Origin of the sequence: Mesorhizobium loti (assembly GCF_013170705.1) — a bacterium.
GTDB lineage: Bacteria > Pseudomonadota > Alphaproteobacteria > Rhizobiales > Rhizobiaceae > Mesorhizobium > Mesorhizobium loti_D.
In genome coordinates, this window is sequence record NZ_CP033334.1 from 4524799 (window position 1) to 4546476 (window position 21678).

Here is a 21678-nt window from a genome sequence, read left to right on the forward strand (position 1 = left end):
TACCGCTTTATTCCGACAGTGTTTTTCGGCCTGATGTCCGCATGGATGTCAGGCCGATTTCTTGTGCGGTGTCGATAAACGCCCTCAGCTTCGGCGCCATCGCCGCCCGGCGCGGGAAATAGAGGAACAGGCCAGGCTCCTCGATCGCTGATTGCGGCAGCACCTGCACCAGGCGGCCGGCCGCAAGATCCGCGCGCGCCAGCGGTTCGAACATGTAGGCAAGGCCTACTCCGGCAAGCGCCAGGTCAATCGCGGCGAGCGAATCCGTGACGATGGCCGTTCCGCCGGTCTCCATGACGACATCCTTGCCGTCCTCGGCCAAATCCCAGCGATAGAGCGCGCCGGAGCGAACCAGCCGGTAACCGATGCAATTGTGGTTGGCGAGATCGGCTACGCTGCGCGGGCGGCCACGGCGCTCGATATAGGCGGGAGAGGCGACGATGACGGCCTTGAACGGAGGCGTGAGCCGCACGGCGACCATATCCTGAGCGATCATCTCGCCCAGCCGGATCCCGGCGTCAAAACCTTCGCCGACGATGTCGACCAGCCCCTGATCGGCGAAGACCTCCACCGTGATGTCCGGATAGCGCTCGGCCATGGCGGCGACGACCGGCGTCACCGCCAACGGGATCGCGATGTTGGAGGCATTGATCCTGAGCAGGCCGGACGGCTTGCCCTTGACGCTGCGGATACGATCCATCCGCTCGGCGATATCCTGAAGGGCGGGAGCGGCCGTTTCCACCAATGCCTTGCCGGCCTCGGTGAGCGAAACGCTGCGTGTCGTGCGTGCGAACAGGGGCTGACCGACCCGCTCCTCGACAAGGCGCACCGCATGGCTGACAGCCGACGGACTCATGCCGAGTTCGGCGGCCGCAAGCGCGAAACCTCCGCGCCGGGCAACGGCAACGATGACCGGCAGATGGCTGAGCAGATCCCGATCCATTCATGAATGATATCGCATGGTCCTTGCGAACAATGCAATCTTATCGATGCCAAGGCACCGATCCACATTGTCGCCGAAACATCCGCGATTGGCTGATGGCATTGAGGAGAAGAGACATGAATGCGTTGAAGCACTTAACCTTCGCGGCCGGCATGGCGCTGTCACCGGTCGATGCCGGCGGGGCGGAACCATCCGGCTGGCAAGCGCTCGCGGACGAGCGCGCGGTCATCCGCATCGCCGATGCCATCGACCGCGCCGTCGACGCACAGGACTGGAAACTCGCGCGCAGCTATTTCGCTGATCGGGTTGCCGCCGACTTCAGCAGCCTGTCGGGACAGCCCGCGGCCGTCATCGCGTCCGACGACCTGATCGGCGCCTGGGCCGGCAACCTCAAGGGTTCGAAGACAAGCCTGCACCTGCGCACCAATCACCAGGTCGAACTCGAGGCGGACACGGCGACCGTCCTGTCGAACGGCTATGCCTGGAACCGGATGGAAGGCAATGGCGACCCGCTTTGGGAGGTCTGGGGCACGTATGAGCACAAGCTGACGCGCTCCGCCTCCGGCTGGAAGGTCAACGGCTTCGCCTTCCGCATGACGCATGAGCGCGGCAACCCCTGGGTCAAGGCGACGCCGGGCCAGTGATACCACGGCACTCACCATCAAGCATTGGAAGACGATCATGACCATGACCTATTACACGCTCGGCAGCAGCGGACTCAGGGTCAGCCGGCTGGCGCTGGGCACCATGACGTTCGGCAAGGAATGGGGCTGGGGAGCCGACAGGGACACGGCCCGCGCGATGTTCAACGCCTATGTCGAGGCAGGCGGCAATTTCTTCGACACGGCGGACCTCTACACCGGTGGCACCGCCGAAGCCTGGCTTGGCGAATTCATCGCCGAGCGGGGCTTGCGCGATACCGCGGTGATCGCCAGCAAGTTCACCATGAACATGCAGCCCGGCAATCCCAATGCCGGCGGCAACGGCCGCAAGAACATCATGCGCGCGATAGACGCTTCACTGAAGCGGTTGGGCACCGATTATATAGATCTCTATCTCATGCATGTGTGGGACAGGCTGACGCCGGCCGAAGAAGTCATGCGCACCCTGGATGACCTGGTGCGGGTGGGCAAGGTGCGCCATATCGGCCTGTCCGACGTGCCGGCCTGGTATGCGGGGCGGGCACAGGCGATCGCCGAGTTGCGCGGATATGAACCGGTTTCGGCCCTGCAGCTCGAATACTCCCTCGCCGAACGCTCGATCGAGAATGAGTTCGTGCCATTCGGCATGCGGCATGGCGCCGGCATCATGGTCTGGAGCCCGCTGGCCAGCGGGCTGCTCAGCGGTAAATACCGGCCGGTCCAGGCCGGAAATGCCGGTCGGCTCGACGGGTTTCGCAATTCGACGCATCCGGGCTTCCAGAAATTCACGGAGCACAACTGGGCCATCGTGGCCGAGCTCGAGAAGGTTGCGTCCGAGCTTGGCCGCGGCATGCCGCAGGTCGCGCTCAACTGGGTGGCGACGCAGCCGGGGATCGCCGCCGTCATCCTCGGTGCGACGACGCCCAGCCAGATCAAGGACAATCTTGGCGCGCTGGATTTCAAGATACCGGCAGGGCTTCGCAACCGGCTGGATTCGGTCAGCGCAACGCCGGCGCCGTTTCCCTATTCCTATTTCGGGCCGCAGATACAGGCGCGCGTCACCGGCGGCGCTGCAACGGGAGACAAGCCCCCCGGCTACGCCTCGCCGGTGCTTGTCGAGGGCGAGCCTGCCAGCGTATCCACCGACTGATCGATCGGGCAGGGGTTGCCGTCAATTTGCCGATTGGGCGCCGCGTGACATCGCGGCGCCCTTCGTGTATCGGAACTCGGCATCGCGCCAATGTTCGGGGCGCGGCGCCTGCGCGAGGGCGGCCAGCCCAGGCGCGCCACATGCAAAATGACGAGGACCAGATGACGGTGAAGCCCCTCTACCGACGTGTCTTGTTGAAAGCGTCGGGCGAAGCGTTGATGGGCGAGCAGCATTTCGGCATCGACGTCTCGGTCGTGGATCGCATCGCAGCCGACATCGCCGAGGCCCGCGCGCTGGGCATCGAGGTCGGCGTCGTCATCGGCGGCGGCAATATCTTCCGCGGCGTGGCCGTCGCCTCCAAGGGTGGAGACCGCGTCACCGGCGACCACATGGGCATGCTTGCCACGGTCATCAACTCGCTGGCATTGCGCACCTCGCTGCACAAGATCGGCGTCGATGCCGTGGTGCTGTCGGCGATCGCCATGCCCGAACTTTGCGAGAGTTTTTCGCAACGCCAGGCAGACGCTTACATGAACCAGGGCAGGGTGGTGATCTTTGCCGGCGGCACCGGCAATCCGTTCTTCACCACTGATTCGGCCGCAGCGCTTCGCGCGGCCGAAATTGGCGCCGACGCGCTGTTCAAGGGCACGCAGGTCGACGGTGTCTATTCGGCCGACCCGAAAAAGGACCCGCGTGCGACGCGTTTCGAGCGCATCAGCCATGCCGAAGTCATAAATCGCGGCCTTTCCATCATGGATACTGCTGCGATTGCACTTGCGCGCGAAAACAACATTCCGATAATCGTCTATTCGATCCACGAAAAAGGTGGTTTCGGCGATATTCTGAGGGGCGGCGGCCGCTGCACGGTCGTCGCGGACGATTGATCCGGGGCCTGATCCCTAGAAAAGGGAAACCGGCTTTTCGAAAATCAGGCTCGAACGGGGCCTTGCCCCGAAGCAGTGAACCCGCGGCAGACGGGTCGAGGAGACTAAGATGAGTGGTGAGTACGACGATCTCAAGCGGCGCATGGATGGGGCAATCGCCGCGTTCAAGCATGACCTGGCTTCGCTGCGGACCGGTCGCGCCTCCAGCAATCTGCTCGATGCCATCCAGGTGCAGGCCTACGGCACCACCATGCCGATCAACCAGGTCGCCAACGTTACCGTTCCGGAGCCGCGCATGATCTCGGTGTCGATCTGGGACAAGTCGATGGTTGGAGCCGTCGACCGCGCCATCCGGGAATCCAATCTGGGCTTCAACCCGATCGTCGACGGCACCAATCTCAGGATTCCGCTGCCGGAGCTCAACGAGCAGCGCCGCAAGGAACTGGTCAAGATCTCGCATGGCTACGCCGAGAACGCCCGCGTCGCCGCGCGCCATGTGCGCCGCGACGGCATGGACTTCCTGAAGAAGGCGGAGAAGGACGGCACCATCAGCGAGGACGATCAGCGCAAGCGTTCGGACCAGGTCCAGAAGCTCACAGACGAAACGATCAGCACCATCGATCATCTGCTTTCCGACAAGGAAGCTGAAATCATGCAGGTTTAGGGTTGGCCGCAGGCCGACCCGAGAGCGAGATCATGACAACGCCCGCGCATGTCGCGATCATCATGGATGGAAATGGACGCTGGGCCAAGTCGCGCGGCATGCCGAGGCTCGCTGGTCATCGCGCCGGCGTCGAGGCACTGCGCAAGACGGTGCGCGCGGCACCGGATCTCGGTATCTCCTTCCTGACCGTCTATGCTTTCTCTTCGGAGAACTGGTCGCGGCCGAAGTCCGAAGTCAGCGACCTGATGGGACTGTTGAAGCTTTTCATCCGCCGCGATCTCGCCGAACTCCATCAGAGCGGCGTGCGGGTCAGGATCATCGGCGACAGGGCAGGGCTGCAGGCCGACATCAGAGGGCTGCTCGACGAGGCCGAATCGCTCACCGCCGGCAACGAAGCGCTGACGCTGGTCATCGCCTTCAACTATGGCGGACGCGACGAGATCGTTCGCACGGCGCGCAAGCTTGCTTCGGCCGTGGCGCGCGGCGAGATCGACAGCGAAGCAATTACCGCCGAAAGCTTTGCCGGCTGTCTCGACACGCAAGGCATTCCCGATCCGGAACTGGTCATACGCACCAGCGGCGAGCTTCGCCTGTCCAACTTCCTCTTGTGGCAGGCTGCCTATAGCGAACTCGTGTTCCTGCCTTGCTATTGGCCTGATTTCAGCCGCGAGCACCTCGCCGAGGCCTTGCGCGAATTTGCCGGCCGCGAGCGCCGTTTCGGCGGATTGGGCCAGCAAGACGTCGCGTCGCGACCGGCCGCGGGATGAGCAACCTTCAGCTCCGCGTCATTTCAGCGGTCGTGCTTGCCGTCATCGCCCTTGGCCTGACATGGCTTGGCGGCCTGGCGTTCCGACTGCTGTGCGCAGCCATGGTGGCGATGATCTTTTACGAGTGGACACGCATGTCGCGGCCTGTCACGACCCATGGGCTGGGCTTCCTGCCCGAGGCGCTGGCGGTCGTTTTCATCGGCGCCCTGATTGCCGGGCTTGCCGCGTTCTGGCTGCTGCTGCTAGCCGTGATTCTGATTGCCGTAACGGCGATTGCCGCCCTGGTTCGTCAGACCGGGCAATGGGAGGCAAGCGGCCTTGCCTATGCCAGCGTGTCCGGCCTGTCGCTCGCCCTGCTGCGCGATGGCGACCATGCGGGCCTCGTCGCCATCCTGTTTTTGTTCGCGGTTGTCTGGGCGACCGACATTTTTGCCTATTTCGTCGGGCGCGCCGTCGGCGGTCCCAAACTTGCGCCGTCGATTTCGCCCGGAAAGACCCGCAGCGGTGCGCTTGGCGGTGCTGTGGGTGGTGTCGTTGCCGGGGTTGTGCTGGCCGCCGCCGCTGGTGCCGGGAACCTGGCGCTGCTCGGCCTTGTGGCGCTCGTGCTTTCAATTGTAGCCCAGGCCGGTGACCTGTTCGAATCCTGGGTCAAGCGGCGGCATGGCCGCAAGGATTCGGGTGTGCTCATTCCCGGGCATGGCGGCGTGATGGACCGTGTCGACGGGCTTGTCGCGGCCGCTCTCGCCCTGTACGTCATTGGCTGGATTTCGGCGGGCGCCGATCATCCGGCACAGGGGCTGTTTCCGATTTGAATGATGCCGTTCCACGATCTGGTGCGGGCGCGCCTTGGATTCGCCTGGATTGATGTCACAGTCACGGCGCAACTGCGGAAGAATTTGAGGACCTGAATTGAACGAGATTCTTCACGCGATTTTCAGCACGGAAGGCTTCTTTCTCGGCACGCTCGTGCCGTTTCTCTTCGTTCTAACCGTGGTGGTGTTCGTCCACGAAATGGGCCACTACCTCGTCGGCCGCTGGTGCGGCATCGGGGTCAAGGCCTTTTCGATCGGCTTCGGTCCCGAAATCATCGGCTTCAACGATGGGCATGGCACGCGCTGGAAGCTTTGCGCCATACCGCTTGGCGGCTATGTCAAATTTGTCGGCGACATGAACGCCACCTCCAGCCAACCCACCTCGGATGAGCTCGAGACGCTGACCGACGAGGAGCGCAAGGTCGCCTTCCACACCCAGGCGATCTGGAAGCGCGCGGCGACCGTGGCGGCCGGGCCTCTGTTCAATTTCCTGCTGACGATCGTCGTCTTTGCCGTCCTGTTCGCGGCCTATGGGCGTTATGTCGCGGAGCCCATGGTGGCGGAGGTTACGACGGACAGCCCCGCGGCGAAGGCCGGCATCCTGCCCGGGGACCGATTCGTCAGCGTTGACGGCAGCAAGGTCGAAACCTTCGGCGATGTGCAGCGGCTGGTCTCGGGCCGGGCTGGCGACACCATCACCTTCGTCATGCTGCGCGATGGCAAGGAAGTCACGGTCACCGCGACCCCGCAGTTGATGGAGCAGGAAGACGCGCTTGGCAACAAGGTCAAGGTCGCCGTGATCGGCGTCGTCAACAACAAGGAACTCGGCCAGCCCCGTCTCATCACCTACACACCGGTCGGTGCCGTTGCGGCGGCCGTCGAGGAAACTGGCCACGTCATCGAGCGCACCGGCCAGTTCCTGCAGCGTTTCGCCGCCGGGCGCGAGGACAAGTGCCAGTTGGGTGGTCCGGTCAAGATCGCCGACATGGCGGGCAAGGCCGCGAAACTGGGTTTCGAGTGGCTGGTTCAGCTCGTCGCGCTGCTGTCTGTCGGGATAGGTATTCTCAATCTTTTGCCGATTCCCCCCCTCGACGGCGGCCATCTCTTGTTCTACGGGGTGGAGGCTGTCATTCGCCGGCCGGTGTCGGAACGGATGATGGAAATGGCCTATCGGGCCGGTCTGCTCCTTGTCCTGTGCTTCATGGGTTTCGTGTTCTGGAATGATCTCTTTGGATGCTGAAATCATGAAGAAATTCGGCCTCGGCATGGCCGATGTTGAGACGCCGTTTACCATGCACGGGGATATGAGTGACGCGAAAGCCACGCATCAGGGTTAAGTAAATACAAATTAACCAGAAGCCTTGCGTGTAGGGAAAATCCGGTTAATACGGTAGGGGAAATTACCGCACGTCCGGTTTTCTCGCCGTGGGGACTACGAGAAAAGGTTATTAAGCCCGATGAAGGCAGCATCCAAGTTTCTGAACGCCGCGTCAGCGGCGGCACTGTCCGCCGCTCTGGTCGTACCAGGTGCGCTCGCGGTGCAATTCGTTGCCACATCGGCGGCTGAAGCCGCTGTCGTAAGCAGGGTGGAGGTGACCGGCAACCAGCGTGTCGACGCCGAGACCATCCGCAATTACATCACCATCAAGCCGGGCAAGGCCTTCTCCAGTTCCGACATCGACAGCGCGGTCAAGGCGCTGTTCGGCACCGGCCTGTTCTCGGATGTCCAGATCAACCAGGTCGGTTCGACGCTGGTGGTCAAGGTTGCCGAGTACAAGGTCGTCAACCAGGTGCTGTTCCAGGGCAACAAGAAGCTCAAGGACAATGCGCTTCAGGCCGCGGTTCAGCTGAAGCCGCGCGGGACGTTCTCGCAGGCGACGCTTGATTCCGATGTCGAGGCGGTCAAGGCCGCTTACCGGCGCATCGGCCGCGACGATGCCGGCGTGACCACGCAGATCATGGAACTCGGCGACAACCGCGTGAACGTGGTCTTCCATATCACGGAAGGCGACCGCACGCAGATCGCGGCGATCAACTTCGTCGGCAACAGCGCCTATTCGAGCCGCCGCCTGTCGGACGTGATCAACACCAAGCGTTCGTCCTGGGTTTCGTTCATCCTGCGGGATGACGTCTATGACGAGGACAAGCTGCGCGCTGACCAGGAGCTGCTGCGCCGCTTCTACTACAATCACGGCTATGCCGATTTCCAGGTCGTGTCGGCTGTCGGCGAACTCGACAGCGCAACGAACAAATACACGGTCACCATCACCGTCCAGGAAGGCGAGCGCTACACCTTCGGTGACGTCAGCGTCGAAAGCACGATCCCCGAAGTCGACTCCAAGTCGCTGGAATCAGTAGTCGAGACCAGCAAGGGCGACGTCTACAATGCCAAGAAGGTTGAGGATTCCATCATCGCGCTGACCGAGAAGGTGGCCGGCTCCGGCTATGCCTTCGCACAGGTGACGCCGCGCGGCGACCGCAACTTCGAGAACCATACGATTTCGGTGGTCTATACGGTCGACCAGGGCACCAAAGCCTATATCGAGCGCATCGAGATCCGCGGCAACGATCGCACGCGCGACTATGTCATTCGCCGCGAATTCGACGTCAGCGAAGGCGATGCGTTCAACCAGGTGCTCATCCAGCGCGCGAAGAAGCGCTTGGAAGCTCTGAACTACTTTGAGAAAGTCGACATCTCGACCGTGCCCGGCTCCCAGCCGGACCAGGTCGTGCTGGTGGTCGATGTGGTCGAGAAGTCGACAGGTGAATTCTCCATTGGCGCCGGCTATTCGACCGGTGGCGATACGGCGGGCCCGTCCGTCGAAGGATCGATCACCGAGCGCAACTTCCTCGGTCGTGGCCAGTTCATCAAGCTGTCGGCGGGTGGCGGCAAGAATTCGCGCGACTACAGCATTTCGTTCACCGAGCCGTATTTCCTCGGGCGGCGCATCGCCGCCGGCTTCGACATCTACAAGTCGACGAGGCAGTACAATAACAATTATGACAGCGACACCACCGGTGCGACGATCCGCTTCGGGCTGCCGATTACCAACAACATAACCACCCAGCTGGCGTACAATATCTCTCAGGAGAAGTATAAGGTCGACGACGGTTGCGGTCCTACCACCATTGGGAATCCAGACGGCACCTGCACGATTTCGCCCGCCATCCTGGACGGCATTGCTCAAAGCCCCTGGATCAAGTCGTCGATCAGCCTGGGGCTGGTCTACAACACGATCGACGACATGAAGAACCCGCATGAAGGCATCTATGCCAATACGACTGTGGAAGTGGCCGGACTTGGTGGTGATGCCAAGTTCGTGAAGCTTACCGGGCGCGGCAGCATCTACCAGACGCTTTCCGAACAGCTTGATCTGGTCGGGCTGATTTCGGGCGGCGCCGGTCATGTCGAGAGTTATGGCAATAATGGTACTCTGCGCATCTTCGATCAGTTCCAGAGCACCGACCGCATGATCCGTGGCTTTGCGTATAATGGCATCGGTCCGGTGGACCCGAATACGGGCGACCATCTAGGCGGGGTAACCTATTTCAATGCCTCGGCCGAAGCTCAGTTCCCATTGCCGGTCGTTCCCGAGAGCTTCGGTCTCCGCGGTGCCGTATTTGCGGACGCTGCGACGCTCTACGGCAGCAAGATCAGCACGACGGTCGACCAGGCCTCTCTCGATATGAAGCTGCGTGCCTCGGTGGGCGTCGGCCTGATGTGGGCCTCGCCGTTCGGTCCGATCCGTATCGACTACGCGATCCCGGTCAAGAAGCAAGCGCACGATGACGTGCAGGAATTCAACTTCGGCATATCGACCCGCTTCTGATCGGCGGCCAACGATGCTCCCGGGTTGTGTTGATCCGGGAGAAATGTTCCGACCTAGCTGGATATAGCTTCTGGAATGACCGACCCGGTGTTCTTCGCGCCATCACGCCGGTATACGGCGGCCGAAGTCGCGAATCTGACCGGCTCGGTGCTTGTCGATTCCGGCCAATCCGACGTTTCGATCGAAGCGCTGGCGCCAGCCAACGAAGGCGCCGCCAACGCGCTCGTCTTCGTTGACGGCAGGCGCAATTCCGCGCTGATGCCGTCGCTGCGGGCGGCCGCGGTCCTGTGTCCGGCGGAATTCGCCAACAAGGCGCCGGCCGGTGTCGCTGTGCTGATCCACCCACGGCCGCAACAGGCATTCGCGCTCGTCGGCCGGCTGCTGTTCCCGACAGCCGCCACGCCGGGGCCAATGACAGGTGAAACCGGAGTTTCGCGGCATGCCCATGTCGATCCGACCGCGCATATCGAAGCCGGCGCTATCATCGAGGCCGGCGCGGTCATCGGGCCGGGCGTCTCGATTGGCAGCGGTACCGTCGTCGCACCCAACGCGGTCATTGGACAGTCTTGCCAGATCGGCCGTGACGGCTATGTCGGCCCGGGTGCCAGCATCCAGTATGCGCTGATCGGCAACCGGGTCATCATCCATGGCGGCGCCAGGATCGGCCAGGACGGCTTCGGCTTCGTTGCCGGCGCCAAGGGGCCGGAACGGGTTCCCCAGATCGGGCGGGTTGTCATCCAGGATGATGTCGAGATCGGCTCCAATTCGACAGTCGATCGTGGCGCCATGTCCGATACGATCATCGGCCAGGGTACCAAGATCGACAATCTCGTCCAGATCGCCCATAACGTCCGCATTGGTCGCAATTGCATAGTGGCCGGGCTTTCAGGTATTTCCGGTTCCGTGGTCGTGGGTGACAATGTCACGATGGGCGGCGGCGTCGGACTTGCCGATCACCTGACCATCGGCACAGGAGCCAAGCTTGCAGCCAGAAGTGGATTTATGAGCAATGTCCCTGCCGGCGAGATCTGGGGCGGTTATCCGGCACAGCCGATGGCGGAAGCCATGCGGGAGATAGCCATGTTGCGCACGATGGCCAGGGCACGCAAGCAGGGCAAGGACAATGGCTGATATGGTGGCGGCGACTACGCTGGAAGCGGTCGACATATTGGGGCTGATGAAGCTTCTGCCGCACCGCTATCCCTTCCTGATGATCGACCGCATCATCGACATCGACGGCGATGAATCCGCCATCGGCATCAAGAACGTCACCATCAACGAGCCGCATTTTCAGGGGCATTTCCCGGAGCAACCCGTGATGCCGGGCGTGCTGATCGTCGAGGCCATGGCACAGACGGCGGGCGCCATCTGCATCCGAAGCCTTGGGGCGTCGAAGCCGTCGCTGGTCTATTTCCTGACCATCGACAATGCCAAATTCCGCAAACCGGTCGTTCCCGGCGACCAGTTGAAGATCCATGTCAAGAAAATCAAGAAGCGCGGCAACCTGCTCAAATTCGCCTGTGAAGCCCTGGTCGATGGCACCAAGGCAGCCGAGGCCGAGATTTCAGCCATGATGGTCACCGGCGACTGACGATCGAGTGCCTATGAAAATCAAGACTTCAATCCATCCTTCTTCCGTCGTGGAAGAGGGCGCTCAAATCGGCCAGGGTGTGCGCATAGGGCCGTTTTGCCATATCAGCGCCGATGCTGTGATCGGTGATGGCGTCGAACTGGTCAGCCATGTCTCGGTGATGGGCGCGACCACTATCGGGGCGTCCACCAAGGTCTATCCGATGGCGACATTGGGCGCGCCGCCGCAGAACACCAAGCACAAGGGCGGTCGCACCACGCTGGTCATCGGCGCCAATTGCACCATCCGCGAAGGCGTCACCATGCATGTCGGCACGGATACCAGCCGCGGCGAGACGACAGTCGGCGACAACGGCAATTTCCTTGCCTATGCCCACATCGCCCATGATTGCGTGGTCGGCAAGAACGCCACCTTCGCCAATGGCGCGACGCTGGGCGGACACTGCGAGATCGGCGATAACGTCTATATTGGCGGCCTGAGCGCCGTTCATCAGTTCGTGCGCGTCGGCGATAACGCCTTTCTTGGCGGATGCTCGGCTTTTGTCGGTGATGTCATTCCCTACGCCATTGCCGTTGGCAACCGCGCCAGCTTGCGTGGCTTGAACATCATCGGCCTCAAGCGCGCCGGTCTGCCGCGTTCCGAGATCTATCTGTTGCGCAAGGCTTACAGGACGATCTTCGACCGCTCCCGCACCGTCGGCGAGAACATTGAATTCGCCAAGGCCGAGTTCGCCTCTTCGCCGACCGCCATGAAGATCATCGATTTCATCAGCAGTCGCGGCAAGCGGCACTATGCGGTGCCATCGCTCAAGGGCAGCGACGGCGACGATGCCGATGATGAAGACTGAGACGGCTTCTGCTGGTCTTGATCTCCCGCCAGGTGCCAGGGTCGGCATCATCGCCGGCGGCGGCAGCCTTCCCGTCGAAGTCGCGGCCGGCTCGGCCGAGCAGGGGTACCCGCCCTTCGTCGTCCTCATGGACGGCGAGGCCGACCGCTTGGTGGAATTGCGCCAGTATGACCATGAGACCCTGGCCCTGGAGGCGATCGGCTCGCTTGTTCCATTGCTCAAGCGCCACCGGATTACCCATCTTGTGCTTGCCGGCGAGATCAAGCGCCGGCCAAGGCTGACGCATCTGCGCCCAAGCCTCAGCCTGCTTGCGGTGATACCGGTTGTCGTGATGGCACTGGCGCGCGGCGACGATGGGCTGCTGAAAGTGGTGGCGCGAGGCCTCGAGGCACGAGGAATAAAGGTCGTGGGTGCCCACGAGATCGTGCCGAACCTTGTGGCGGCCGAAGGGACCTTGACCAAGGTGGAGCCGCGGAAGTCCGACTGGCGCGACATCGAGGCGGGCTTCGCGGCGGCAAAGGCCATCGGAGCACTGGATATCGGCCAAGCGGCGATCGCGGTCGGCGGCCGGACCATCGCGCTCGAGGGCATCGAGGGCACGGCCGGACTGCTCGATCGCGCCAGGCTGCTGCGTGGCCACGGCCGCATCGCCGGAAAAACGCGCGGTGTCCTGGTCAAATGCGCCAAGCCCGGCCAGGAGCTGCGCGCGGATCTTCCGTCCATAGGACCGCAGACGATCGAAGCAGCCCACGCGGCCGGGCTTGCGGGCATTGCCGTCGAGGCGGGACGCTCACTGATCCTCGAGGGCCCCGCAACCCTGTCGCGCGCCAATGAACTCGGTCTGTTCATCGTCGGCCTGGCCGCAGCGGAGCCGACGCATGGCTGACAAGGCGCTGAAGGTCGCGATCGTCGCGGGTGAGGAATCAGGCGATCTGCTTGGCGCCGACATCGTCCGTTCTCTCCGCCATATGACGGGCCGAGAGGTGCAACTCGTCGGCTTGGGAGGCCGGCACCTCGGCGAATTGGGCCTGGTGTCGCCCTTCGATGCCGGCGAGATCGCACTGATGGGTTTCAGCGCCGTCCTGCGCGATCTGCCGCGCCTCATAAGGCGGATCGGCCAACTGGCCAAAACCATCGCGGACGAGAAGCCGGACTGTCTGGTCACCATCGACAGCCCCGACTTTTCCTTGCGTGTCGCCAGGAAGGTGCGTGCGGCCAATCCGTCGATTCCCATCATCCACTATGTCTGTCCAAGCGTCTGGGCGTGGCGGCCGGGCAGGGCGGTGGCGATGAAGCCTTACGTCGACCATATCCTTTGCATCCTGCCGTTCGAGGTGAAGGAACTCGAGCGGCTGGGTGGCCCGCCCGGCACCTATGTCGGGCATCGCCTCACGCATGAGGCGGGCGTGCTTGCCGCCGCGAAGGCGCAGGAATTGCCGCGCGATCTTGCCCAGGACCGTATCAAGACATTGCTGGTGCTGCCCGGCTCGCGGCGCGGCGAGGTGCGCCGGCTGATCGAACCATTCGGCGAGACGGTGTCGATGCTGCGCGCGCGCGGGCATAGGCTGCGGCTGTTGCTGCCGACGGTTCCCCATGTCGCCGACCTCGTCAAATCCTCGGTCAATCGTTGGGATGAAAAGCCAGAGATCATTGTTGATCCCCAACGCAAATGGCAGGCTTTCGGCAAGGCCGATGCCGCGCTGATCGCATCGGGAACCGTATCGCTGGAGCTGGCGCTGTCGGGTGTGCCGATGGTCTCGTGCTACAGGCTCGATCCCATAGCACGTGCCATTGCGCCCTATTTCGTTTCCGTCTGGTCGGCGCTGCTGCCCAACCTGATTGCGGATCGTGCGCTTATTCCGGAGTTCTACAACGAGTACGTCAAGCCGAACAACCTGGCCCGGCAGATGGAAGCGCTGTTCGCCGACAGCGGCATGCGCGCCTGGCAGAAAGACGGTTTTGCCGAGATCGCGCGGCGCATGGCGACGGACAGGCCGTCGGGCGAGATAGCGGCGCAGGTGGTGATGGGGTACGTCAAGAGGGCGAGATAGCGAGTAGTGAGTAGTGAGTAGTGGGTAGTGGGTAGTGGGTAGTGAAGTTGACCATCACTACTGACTACTGACTACTGACTACTGACTACTGACTTCTTCTCATCAGCGCTTGGCGATCGGCACGTAGTCACGCTCCGGCGCGCCGGTGTAGAGCTGACGCGGGCGGCCGATCTTCTGGCGCGGATCCTCGATCATCTCCTTCCACTGCGCGATCCAGCCCACGGTGCGGGCGACCGCGAACAGCACGGTGAACATGGTGGTGGGGAAGCCCAGCGCCTTGAGCGTGATGCCGGAATAGAAGTCGACATTCGGATAGAGCTTCTTCTCGATGAAATAGGGATCGGTCAGCGCGATCTTTTCCAGTTCCATGGCGATGTCGAGCAGCGGATCGTCCTTGATGCCGAGTTCGCCCAAGACCTCGTGCGCCGTCTTCTGCATGATTTTCGCACGAGGATCGTAGTTCTTGTAGACGCGGTGGCCGAAACCCATCAGCCGGAACGGATCGTTCTTGTCCTTGGCGCGGGCGATGAATTCCGGGATGTGATCGACATGGCCGATCTCGCCCAACATGTTGAGCGCCGCTTCATTGGCGCCGCCATGGGCCGGGCCCCACAGGCAGGCGATGCCGGCGGCGATGCAGGCGAACGGGTTGGCGCCGGAAGAGCCGGCGAGGCGAACCGTAGAGGTCGAGGCATTCTGCTCGTGATCGGCGTGCAGGATGAAGATGCGCTCCATGGCGCGCGCCAGTACCGGGTTGATCTTGTACTCCTCGCACGGCACCGCAAAGCACATATGCAGGAAGTTTGCCGCGAAACCGAGATCGTTCTTCGGGTAAATAAAGGGCTGGCCGATGTGGTACTTGTAGGCCATGGCCGCGATCGTCGGCATCTTGGCGATCAGCCGCATGGAAGCGACCATGCGCTGGTACGGGTCGGAGATGTCGGTGGAGTCGTGATAGAAGGCCGACAGCGCGCCGACCACGCCGCACATCACCGCCATCGGGTGCGCATCGCGGCGAAAGCCGGTGAAGAAGCGCGACATCTGCTCGTGCACCATGGTGTGGCGCGTTACGCGGTAATCGAAATCGTCCTTCTGCGCCTTGGTCGGCAGTTCACCGTAGAGCAGGAGATAGCAGACTTCGAGGAAGTCGCCGTGTTCAGCCAACTGGTCGATCGGATAGCCACGATGCAAGAGGATGCCGGCATCGCCGTCGATGAAGGTGATTTCGGACTCGCAGCTTGCGGTCGAGGTGAAACCGGGGTCGTAGGTGAACGCGCCGGTGGTGCTGTAGAGCGAAGCGATGTCGATGACGTCAGGCCCGACGGAGCCGCTTCGCACCTTGAATTCATGGGTCTTGCCGGCGAATTCAAGCGTTGCCGTAGCTTCTTGGTTCTTGCCGCCCACATCCAGTTTTTTCGCAGCTTCGGTCATTGCAAACTCCTTCTTGTTTCCTCATGCCGGCAAAGGCAAATTTCTGCAGAGCGACACGTCGAAATCACCGCAATGCGCGTATTCGCCACCGCATTTTAGGAGGTGCGTGCCAGATTGGGCCAAGACCTAATGTTGCACTGCGAAACGCGCCTTTCAATGCCAATCTTCTTGGGCCAGTTTGCTCCTAATCGATTTGATCCGCTATGCGCGCCAGGCTCTCCTCGCGCCCAAGCACGGCAAGCACGTCGAACACACCCGGCGAGGTGCTTTTGCCAGTCAGCGCGGCCCGCAGGGGCTGGGCCACGGCGCCAAGCTTGTGGCCGCCGGCCAGCGCATAATCGCGGGTCGCGGCCTCCGCCGCGGCAGCCGTCCAGTCGCCCGAAACCGCGTTCAAAGCTTCGTGAGCGCCACGCAGGATCTTGCGCGCTTCGTCGTTGAGCAAGAGCGTGGCCTTGTCGTCGAGCGGCAGCGGGCGCGTGGCGAACAGGAAGGCCGCGCCATCGACAAGCTCGACCAGCGTCTTGGCACGCTCCTTCAGCCCCGGAAGGGCTGCCAGCAACTGCGCCTTCTTCGTGTCGTCAAGGCGCGCGGCCATCGCCGGGCCGCCCTCGAGATAGGGCAGGGTGGCGATGAAGATGTCGAACAGTTCGGCATCGGCCATGCGGCGCATATGCGCGCCATTGATCGCTTCCAGCTTGGCGAAATCGAAGCGGGCCGCGCCCTTGTTGACGTCGCCGATGTCGAACCAGGAGATCATGTCCTTGATCGACATGATCTCGTCGTCGCCGTGGCTCCAGCCCAGGCGCGCCAGGTAGTTGAGCAGCGCCTCCGGCAGGTAGCCCATGGCCCGATAGGCCTCGACGCCGAGCGCGCCGTGACGCTTCGAAAGCTTGGCGCCGTCGGCGCCGTGGATCAGCGGGATATGCGACATCGACGGCACGTCCCAACCCATGGCATTGTAGATCACCGTCTGGCGGGCGGCATTCGTCAGGTGGTCGTCGCCGCGGATGATGTGCGTGACACCCATGTCGTGGTCGTCGACGACGACGGCATGCATGTAGGTGGGGTTGCCGTCCGAACGCAGGATGATGAAGTCGTCGAGATCCTTGTTGGGGAAGCGCACCTCGCCCTGGACGCGATCCTGGACGATCGTCTCGCCCTCGGTCGGCGCCTTGATGCGGATTGCGCCCTTGACGCCGGCTGGCGCCTCGGACGGATCGCGATCGCGCCACTGGCCATTGTAGCGCGGCGGCAGACCCTTGGCGCGAGCCGCCTCGCGCATCGCCTCCAGTTCGGCAGGCGTCTCGTAGCTGTAATAGGCCTTGCCCATGCGCACGAGCTCCTCCGCGACCTCGCGGTGGCGCGGGGCGCGCTCGAATTGCGAAACCGCATCGCCGTCCCAGCCAAGACCGAGCCAGGTGAGGCCGTCCAGGATGGCGGCCGTCGCGGCATCGGTCGAACGCTCGCGATCGGTGTCCTCGATGCGCAGCAGCATCGTGCCGGCGGTATGTTTGGCATAGAGCCAGTTGAACAGTGCCGTGCGCGCGCCTCCGATATGCAGGTAACCGGTGGGCGAGGGGGCAAAACGGGTGACGACCTTGTCGGACATGAAACTCTCGGAAACCATCTGAAGCGGGGCGCGGCGGCGCGGACTTTCGCGCGTTGCGCGTTCATGTAGCATAGGGCGTCAGGGGTGCAAGGGGCAGACCCGATGGCTGGACGTGGCCGGGGCTCGGATCAGGGCGAGGACGCTGTGGTTGGCGTCAGCGAACGCTCCCTGTTTGCGATCCCGCCGCCGGCCTCGCTGCCGCCATCACCTCTCGTTCCCGGCTCCGGCAGCCAACCTTTGCCAGCGGGTACCCCAGCACAAATTCCGCCCGCCACTGGCAGGATTGCGCGTATCGGGCGGCAAATTGGCCAGGCCTCCTTGCCTCGCCTGCGCCACGGTGTGACGACGGCAGCGGAGCTGGAACTTGACCGAGGCATCGCCTTCCTGCTGGTGCCGGTCTGCCTGGCCGCTGGTGCGATCGGCTATTACGCGCTGGCGGCGGAGCCTGACTTTGCAAAGCCTGTGGCGATCGTCGTGCTGATGGTGATCTGTGCGCTTGTCTCGCGCTCCTGGCCGAAAACCCATCTGGCCTTCATGGCGGCATTGATGTGCGCGTTGGGCCTGCTTGCCGCCAAGGTCGAGACCTGGCGGGCTGGCACCCGGATGCTGGGTTCGGAAATCTCGACGCAAGTGACCGGCCGTGTCGTCTCGCTCGACCGCATGGAGACCGGCCGCATCCGATTGACCATAGATGTGACGTCGACGGCCCGGCCAAAACTGCGTTACGCGCCGGAAAGGGTCCGGCTCTCGGCGCGCAAGATACCTGACGACATGATAGCCGGCTCGCTGATATCGGGCTATGCGAAGCTGCTGCCGCCGACAGGTCCGGTGCGGCCGGACAGCTACGATTTCTCGTTCGACAGCTACTTTGCCGGCATCGGTGGTAGCGGCTTCTTCCTTGGCAATCCAAGAATCATCTCCGCCGACGACAATGAGATGCCCCTGTCGGCCCGCCTGTTTTCAGGGATAGAAAATGCGCGCGAAGCCATCGCCGACCACATCAGGGGCGTTGTTGGCGGCGCCGAAGGCGAGATCGCGGCAGCGCTGATCGTTGGCGTGCGCGCCGGCATTCCCGATGAAATCAACGAATCAATGCGGCGCACCGGCATCTATCACATCATCTCCATTTCCGGACTGCATATGGCGCTGGTCGCCGGCACCATCATGGGGCTGTTGCGCGGTGCCTTCGCGCTGTTCCCGGATTTTTCCGCGCGTCGGTCGGTGAAGAAATACGCGGCCGCCGTGGCACTGTTGTCGATCGCCGCCTACCTCATCATCTCAGGCGTGGTCGTTGCCGCCGAGCGCAGCTTCATCATGCTGGCGGTGATGCTGATTGCCGTATTGTTCGATCGCGCCGCGCTGACCATGCGCAACCTCGCCATCTCGGCAATCGCCGTCATCGTGGTGTCGCCGCACGAGGTGGTCGGTCCAAGTTTCCAGATGTCTTTCGCTGCGACCGCCGCGCTGGTCGGCGCCTATGCCGGCTGGGCGGATCACCGTGCGGGAAAGGCAAGACCGCCGCCGCCAAAGCGGTCCCTGCCGGGCTTTCTCACGCGAAAATTCCTGCTGGCGACGGGCGGGTTGGCGATGACCTCCATCACTGCCGGCTGCGCCACGGCGCTGTTTGCCATCTGGCATTTCCAGCGTGTGTCACCGCTCAGCCTGTTCGCCAATCTCGCCGTCATGCCGATCGTTTCTCTGATTGTCATGCCTTTCGCTGTTCTCAGTTCTCTTGCGATGCCCTTTGGTGCCGATGGTCCCTTTCTCTACGTGATGGGCAAGGGGCTGACGGCCATGATCGCCATATCGGCGTGGATATCGGAACGCTCCCCCGTCGATGCGATCGGGCTGATTTCACAGCACTCGGTGCTGCTGGTGACGATCGCACTGGTCATCGCAACGATGGCGACGACATGGCTGCGGCTCGCGGCAGTGCCATTCGCGCTCGCCGGCCTGTTGACGGTGTCGGATACGCGCACGCCGGATGTGCTGATCTCGGAAGACGCGCGCCTGGTCGCGGTGCCGATCGGCGGTGGCGAACTCGCGGTCAGCCGGGCTCGCCCGAACGAATTCACCGTCGACAATTGGAAACGCGCGCTGGTCTCCGAAACAATTGTCGCACCGGAGATGTTCAACAAGGCAGAGGGACAATTCGATATTGCCGATGCCGTCAATCTGCCGCCAGGGGCGCCGTTTTATTGCACGGAGGGCATCTGTCTCGCCCGGCATCCGTCTGGCGCGATCATCGCGCATGTCGAAGACCGCAAGGCTACCTGGAAGGCCTGCGGCTTCGCCGACCTGATCGTTGTCAATGACGCGACGGGCTACGATGCCTGCCACAACCCGCTGGTTCTCGTCGTCACCAAACGGCAACTTGCACGCAAGGGCAGTGCCGCCGTCTTCTTCGACCGCCAATCGGCGACCAGTCCGCCAATCATCAGCTTCGCCGTGGACGGACCGTATCGGCCTTGGCACGCGCAACGAAAGTTTTCGCGTGAGGCGAGGGGACTGCCGCCCTATCAAAAACCCGAAACGCCGGCCGCTCCTGCTCAGTAGCGCCTGATCAGCCCGACCAGCTTGCCTTGCACCTTGACCCTGTCCGGCCCGAAAATGCGCGTCTCGTAGGCCGGGTTGGCGGCTTCCAGGGCGATCGAAGCGCCCTTGCGGCGGAATCGCTTCAAGGTCGCTTCCTCCTCGTCGACCAGCGCCACGACGATCTCGCCCGGGCTCGCCGTATCGGCGTTTCGGATAATGACCGTGTCGCCATCGAAGATGCCGGCCTCGATCATCGAATCGCCCTTGACCTCCAGCGCATAGTGTTCGCCACCCATGATCATGTCCGGCGGCACCGAGATCGAATGCGTCTGATGCTGGATGGCATCGATCGGCACACCGGCGGCGATACGGCCCATCACCGGGATCGACACGGCGGCGACCGCGTCGTCGTCATTCCCGGCAAAGGGCAAGCGTGACGGCGCCGGCTTGATCTGGCGGCCAACGCCGCCCTGACCAAGACTGCCTTGAATGACGCTAGGCGAGAATTTCTTTGCCGCATTGAGGCCTGGCGCGATCGAATCCGGCAGCCGCAGCACTTCCAATGCCCGCGCCCGGTTGGGCAGCCGGCGGATGAAGCCGCGTTCCTCGAGCGCCGTGATCAGGCGATGGATCCCTGACTTGGAGGCGAGATCGAGCGCTTCCTTCATCTCGTCAAAGGAGGGTGGGATACCGCTTTCCTTCAGCCGTTCATGAATGAACATCAGAAGTTCATGTTGCTTGCGCGTCAGCATGGCGCCCCCCAGGCATTGAACGAAGGGTGTGAATCGGAATCGAAAAACAAACCCAGAACAAACACTATCTGTTCCAGTTGTGTTCCGCAACTGTTTAAAGTTTAGTGAACTTGTTAAGACATCTGAAATTATCCGCCGCCGGCAGTGCGCAGCGATCGACCGCCTTCGCCGCCAACGCGAGCATTGAAATCATTTTGGTTAATCGCCTGTGGCCTACCTCTTGATGGACCTTGGCATCGGTTTCTCAAGGGCGTCCAGAGGCTGGATTTGCGTCGTTGGTCGATCCCTTCCTGGCGGAACGAAACGAAATCAAAACGCCAACGATCATGCCTCAAGAGCAAGAACGCTGAAGTCATCCCGAAATTGCCTTCAGGCTGCCGGCGCGTGCGGTGTAATTGTTCGCGGCGCTGTCCTCGCTGTGAACGTAGACATGCAGCGTGTAGCCGATATGCGCCGTCATCAGCGCCTTCGCCCGCTCGACATCGCGATCGAGGGCCGCTTCCATGATCGCGGTGTGATGCTCGATCGCGATCGCCTCGCGTAGAGCGTCCATTGCCTCGCCATAGCCATGCTTGAGGCCGGCCGCCGCCCGCAATGTCGGCGCCAGGCCGAGAAAACGATGATGCCGCCGTAACTGATCAGCGATTGTCGAGCGGAAGCGCAACAGCCAGTTGGACGTCGCGGCACTCAGCAATGCCGCGTGAAAGGCTTCGTGGCTCTCGTCCCATTGATCGACGGCCGCATCCGAGGGGTCGTCGACCGCGGTCTTGCAGCGGGAGAGCCGGTAGTGGGCGGTGACAACCGTGTCCTCCCATTCCCTGCCGCCTTTCTCGATCGATTCCAGGAACAGCGGCATCTCCACAACCATCCTTGCGCGAGCCAGGTCCTCGAGTTCGGCCCGCGACACCGGAGCCACGGCAAAGCCGCGATTGCTGATGGCGGTAACCAGGCGCTCGGCTTCAAGCCGAGACAAGGCTTCACGCAGCGGTGTCCAGCCGACGCCGTATTGACCGCGTAGCGCGCTCAGCTTGAGCGGCGCGCCCGGCATGAGGCGTGTGGTCAGGATATCGCGCCGCAGCAGCTGATAGGCTGCCTCGGTTTTCGTGGAGTTGTTCTGGTCCTGCATCGCGATCCGTCCATCGTCGGGCATGTGAAAATTATATATGATGGT

19 protein-coding genes are annotated in these 21678 nt (G+C 62.6%); 14 read left to right on the forward strand and 5 right to left on the reverse strand.

Going from position 1 to position 21678, the window contains the following annotated elements:
• Positions 1-7: 7 nt before the first annotated feature.
• Positions 8-943: a LysR family transcriptional regulator gene (locus EB815_RS22030; protein ID WP_056576991.1), complete on the reverse strand. Its 936-nt coding sequence runs from the start codon at positions 941-943 to the stop codon at positions 8-10.
• 116 nt (positions 944-1059) lie between these two features.
• On the opposite strand from EB815_RS22030, the gene EB815_RS22035 reads away from it, so the two are divergent.
• The 13 genes from EB815_RS22035 to lpxB all read left to right on the forward strand — a co-directional run bounded on the left by EB815_RS22035 (position 1060) and on the right by lpxB (position 14180).
• Positions 1060-1587 carry a nuclear transport factor 2 family protein gene (locus tag EB815_RS22035; RefSeq protein ID WP_056576994.1) on the forward strand — a complete coding sequence of 176 codons (528 nt, stop codon included), beginning with the start codon at positions 1060-1062 and terminating at the stop codon, positions 1585-1587.
• 37 nt (positions 1588-1624) lie between these two features.
• Positions 1625-2734, forward strand: a complete 1110-nt coding sequence (locus EB815_RS22040) for an aldo/keto reductase (RefSeq protein WP_056576997.1) — start codon at positions 1625-1627, stop codon at positions 2732-2734.
• A gap of 161 nt (positions 2735-2895) precedes the next feature.
• A complete protein-coding gene (pyrH, locus tag EB815_RS22045) occupies positions 2896-3618 on the forward strand; it encodes a UMP kinase (RefSeq protein ID WP_081294803.1) in 723 nt (240 codons plus the stop codon).
• A gap of 109 nt (positions 3619-3727) precedes the next feature.
• Entirely contained in the window at positions 3728-4282 is a 555-nt protein-coding gene (gene frr, locus EB815_RS22050; RefSeq protein WP_027051885.1) for a ribosome recycling factor, read from the forward strand.
• A gap of 32 nt (positions 4283-4314) precedes the next feature.
• Positions 4315-5049, forward strand: a complete 735-nt coding sequence (locus EB815_RS22055) for an isoprenyl transferase (RefSeq protein ID WP_081294802.1) — start codon at positions 4315-4317, stop codon at positions 5047-5049.
• A complete protein-coding gene (locus EB815_RS22060) occupies positions 5046-5861 on the forward strand; it encodes a phosphatidate cytidylyltransferase (RefSeq protein ID WP_056577003.1) in 816 nt (271 codons plus the stop codon). Before EB815_RS22055 ends, EB815_RS22060 begins: the two co-directional genes overlap by 4 nt.
• A gap of 97 nt (positions 5862-5958) precedes the next feature.
• On the forward strand, positions 5959-7101 hold the full coding sequence (gene rseP, locus EB815_RS22065) for an RIP metalloprotease RseP (RefSeq protein WP_065005090.1): 1143 nt from the start codon (positions 5959-5961) through the stop codon (positions 7099-7101).
• Positions 7102-7318: 217 nt separating this feature from the next.
• A complete protein-coding gene (gene bamA / locus EB815_RS22070; RefSeq protein WP_056577009.1) occupies positions 7319-9691 on the forward strand; it encodes an outer membrane protein assembly factor BamA in 2373 nt (790 codons plus the stop codon).
• Between the two features lie 75 nt (positions 9692-9766).
• Positions 9767-10822, forward strand: coding sequence for a UDP-3-O-(3-hydroxymyristoyl)glucosamine N-acyltransferase (gene lpxD, locus EB815_RS22075; RefSeq protein WP_056577013.1), 1056 nt, complete (start codon positions 9767-9769; stop codon positions 10820-10822).
• Positions 10815-11282, forward strand: coding sequence for a 3-hydroxyacyl-ACP dehydratase FabZ (gene fabZ, locus EB815_RS22080; RefSeq protein ID WP_056577016.1), 468 nt, complete (start codon positions 10815-10817; stop codon positions 11280-11282). The genes lpxD and fabZ overlap by 8 nt, the downstream gene beginning before the upstream one ends.
• 13 nt (positions 11283-11295) lie before the next feature.
• Positions 11296-12129, forward strand: a complete 834-nt coding sequence (gene lpxA, locus EB815_RS22085) for an acyl-ACP--UDP-N-acetylglucosamine O-acyltransferase (protein WP_056577019.1) — start codon at positions 11296-11298, stop codon at positions 12127-12129.
• A complete protein-coding gene (locus EB815_RS22090) occupies positions 12116-13015 on the forward strand; it encodes an LpxI family protein (RefSeq protein ID WP_056577435.1) in 900 nt (299 codons plus the stop codon). Before lpxA ends, EB815_RS22090 begins: the two co-directional genes overlap by 14 nt.
• The gene (gene lpxB / locus EB815_RS22095) at positions 13008-14180 is read left to right on the forward strand and encodes a lipid-A-disaccharide synthase (protein WP_056577022.1); all 1173 of its coding nucleotides are present in this window, start codon (positions 13008-13010) and stop codon (positions 14178-14180) included. The genes EB815_RS22090 and lpxB overlap by 8 nt, the downstream gene beginning before the upstream one ends.
• 102 nt (positions 14181-14282) lie before the next feature.
• On the opposite strand, the gene gltA is transcribed toward lpxB, so the two are convergent.
• Together gltA and gltX are read right to left on the reverse strand one after the other, a co-directional pair.
• A complete protein-coding gene (gltA, locus tag EB815_RS22100) occupies positions 14283-15611 on the reverse strand; it encodes a citrate synthase (protein ID WP_056577025.1) in 1329 nt (442 codons plus the stop codon).
• A gap of 184 nt (positions 15612-15795) precedes the next feature.
• A complete protein-coding gene (gene gltX, locus EB815_RS22105) occupies positions 15796-17220 on the reverse strand; it encodes a glutamate--tRNA ligase (RefSeq protein ID WP_056577438.1) in 1425 nt (474 codons plus the stop codon).
• Between the two features lie 102 nt (positions 17221-17322).
• Here gltX and EB815_RS22110 point away from each other — a divergent pair, with 102 nt between their 5' ends.
• On the forward strand, positions 17323-19776 hold the full coding sequence (locus EB815_RS22110; protein WP_065005089.1) for a ComEC/Rec2 family competence protein: 2454 nt from the start codon (positions 17323-17325) through the stop codon (positions 19774-19776).
• On the opposite strand, the gene lexA is transcribed toward EB815_RS22110, so the two are convergent.
• Together lexA and EB815_RS22120 are read right to left on the reverse strand one after the other, a co-directional pair.
• Positions 19770-20507 (reverse strand): transcriptional repressor LexA, encoded by a 738-nt coding sequence (gene lexA, locus EB815_RS22115; protein WP_056577032.1) that lies wholly within the window; start codon positions 20505-20507, stop codon positions 19770-19772. The two genes, EB815_RS22110 and lexA, sit on opposite strands and share 7 nt — an antisense overlap.
• Before the next feature lie 352 nt (positions 20508-20859).
• Positions 20860-21633, reverse strand: coding sequence for a GntR family transcriptional regulator (locus EB815_RS22120; RefSeq protein WP_056577441.1), 774 nt, complete (start codon positions 21631-21633; stop codon positions 20860-20862).
• Positions 21634-21678: the final 45 nt, after the last annotated feature.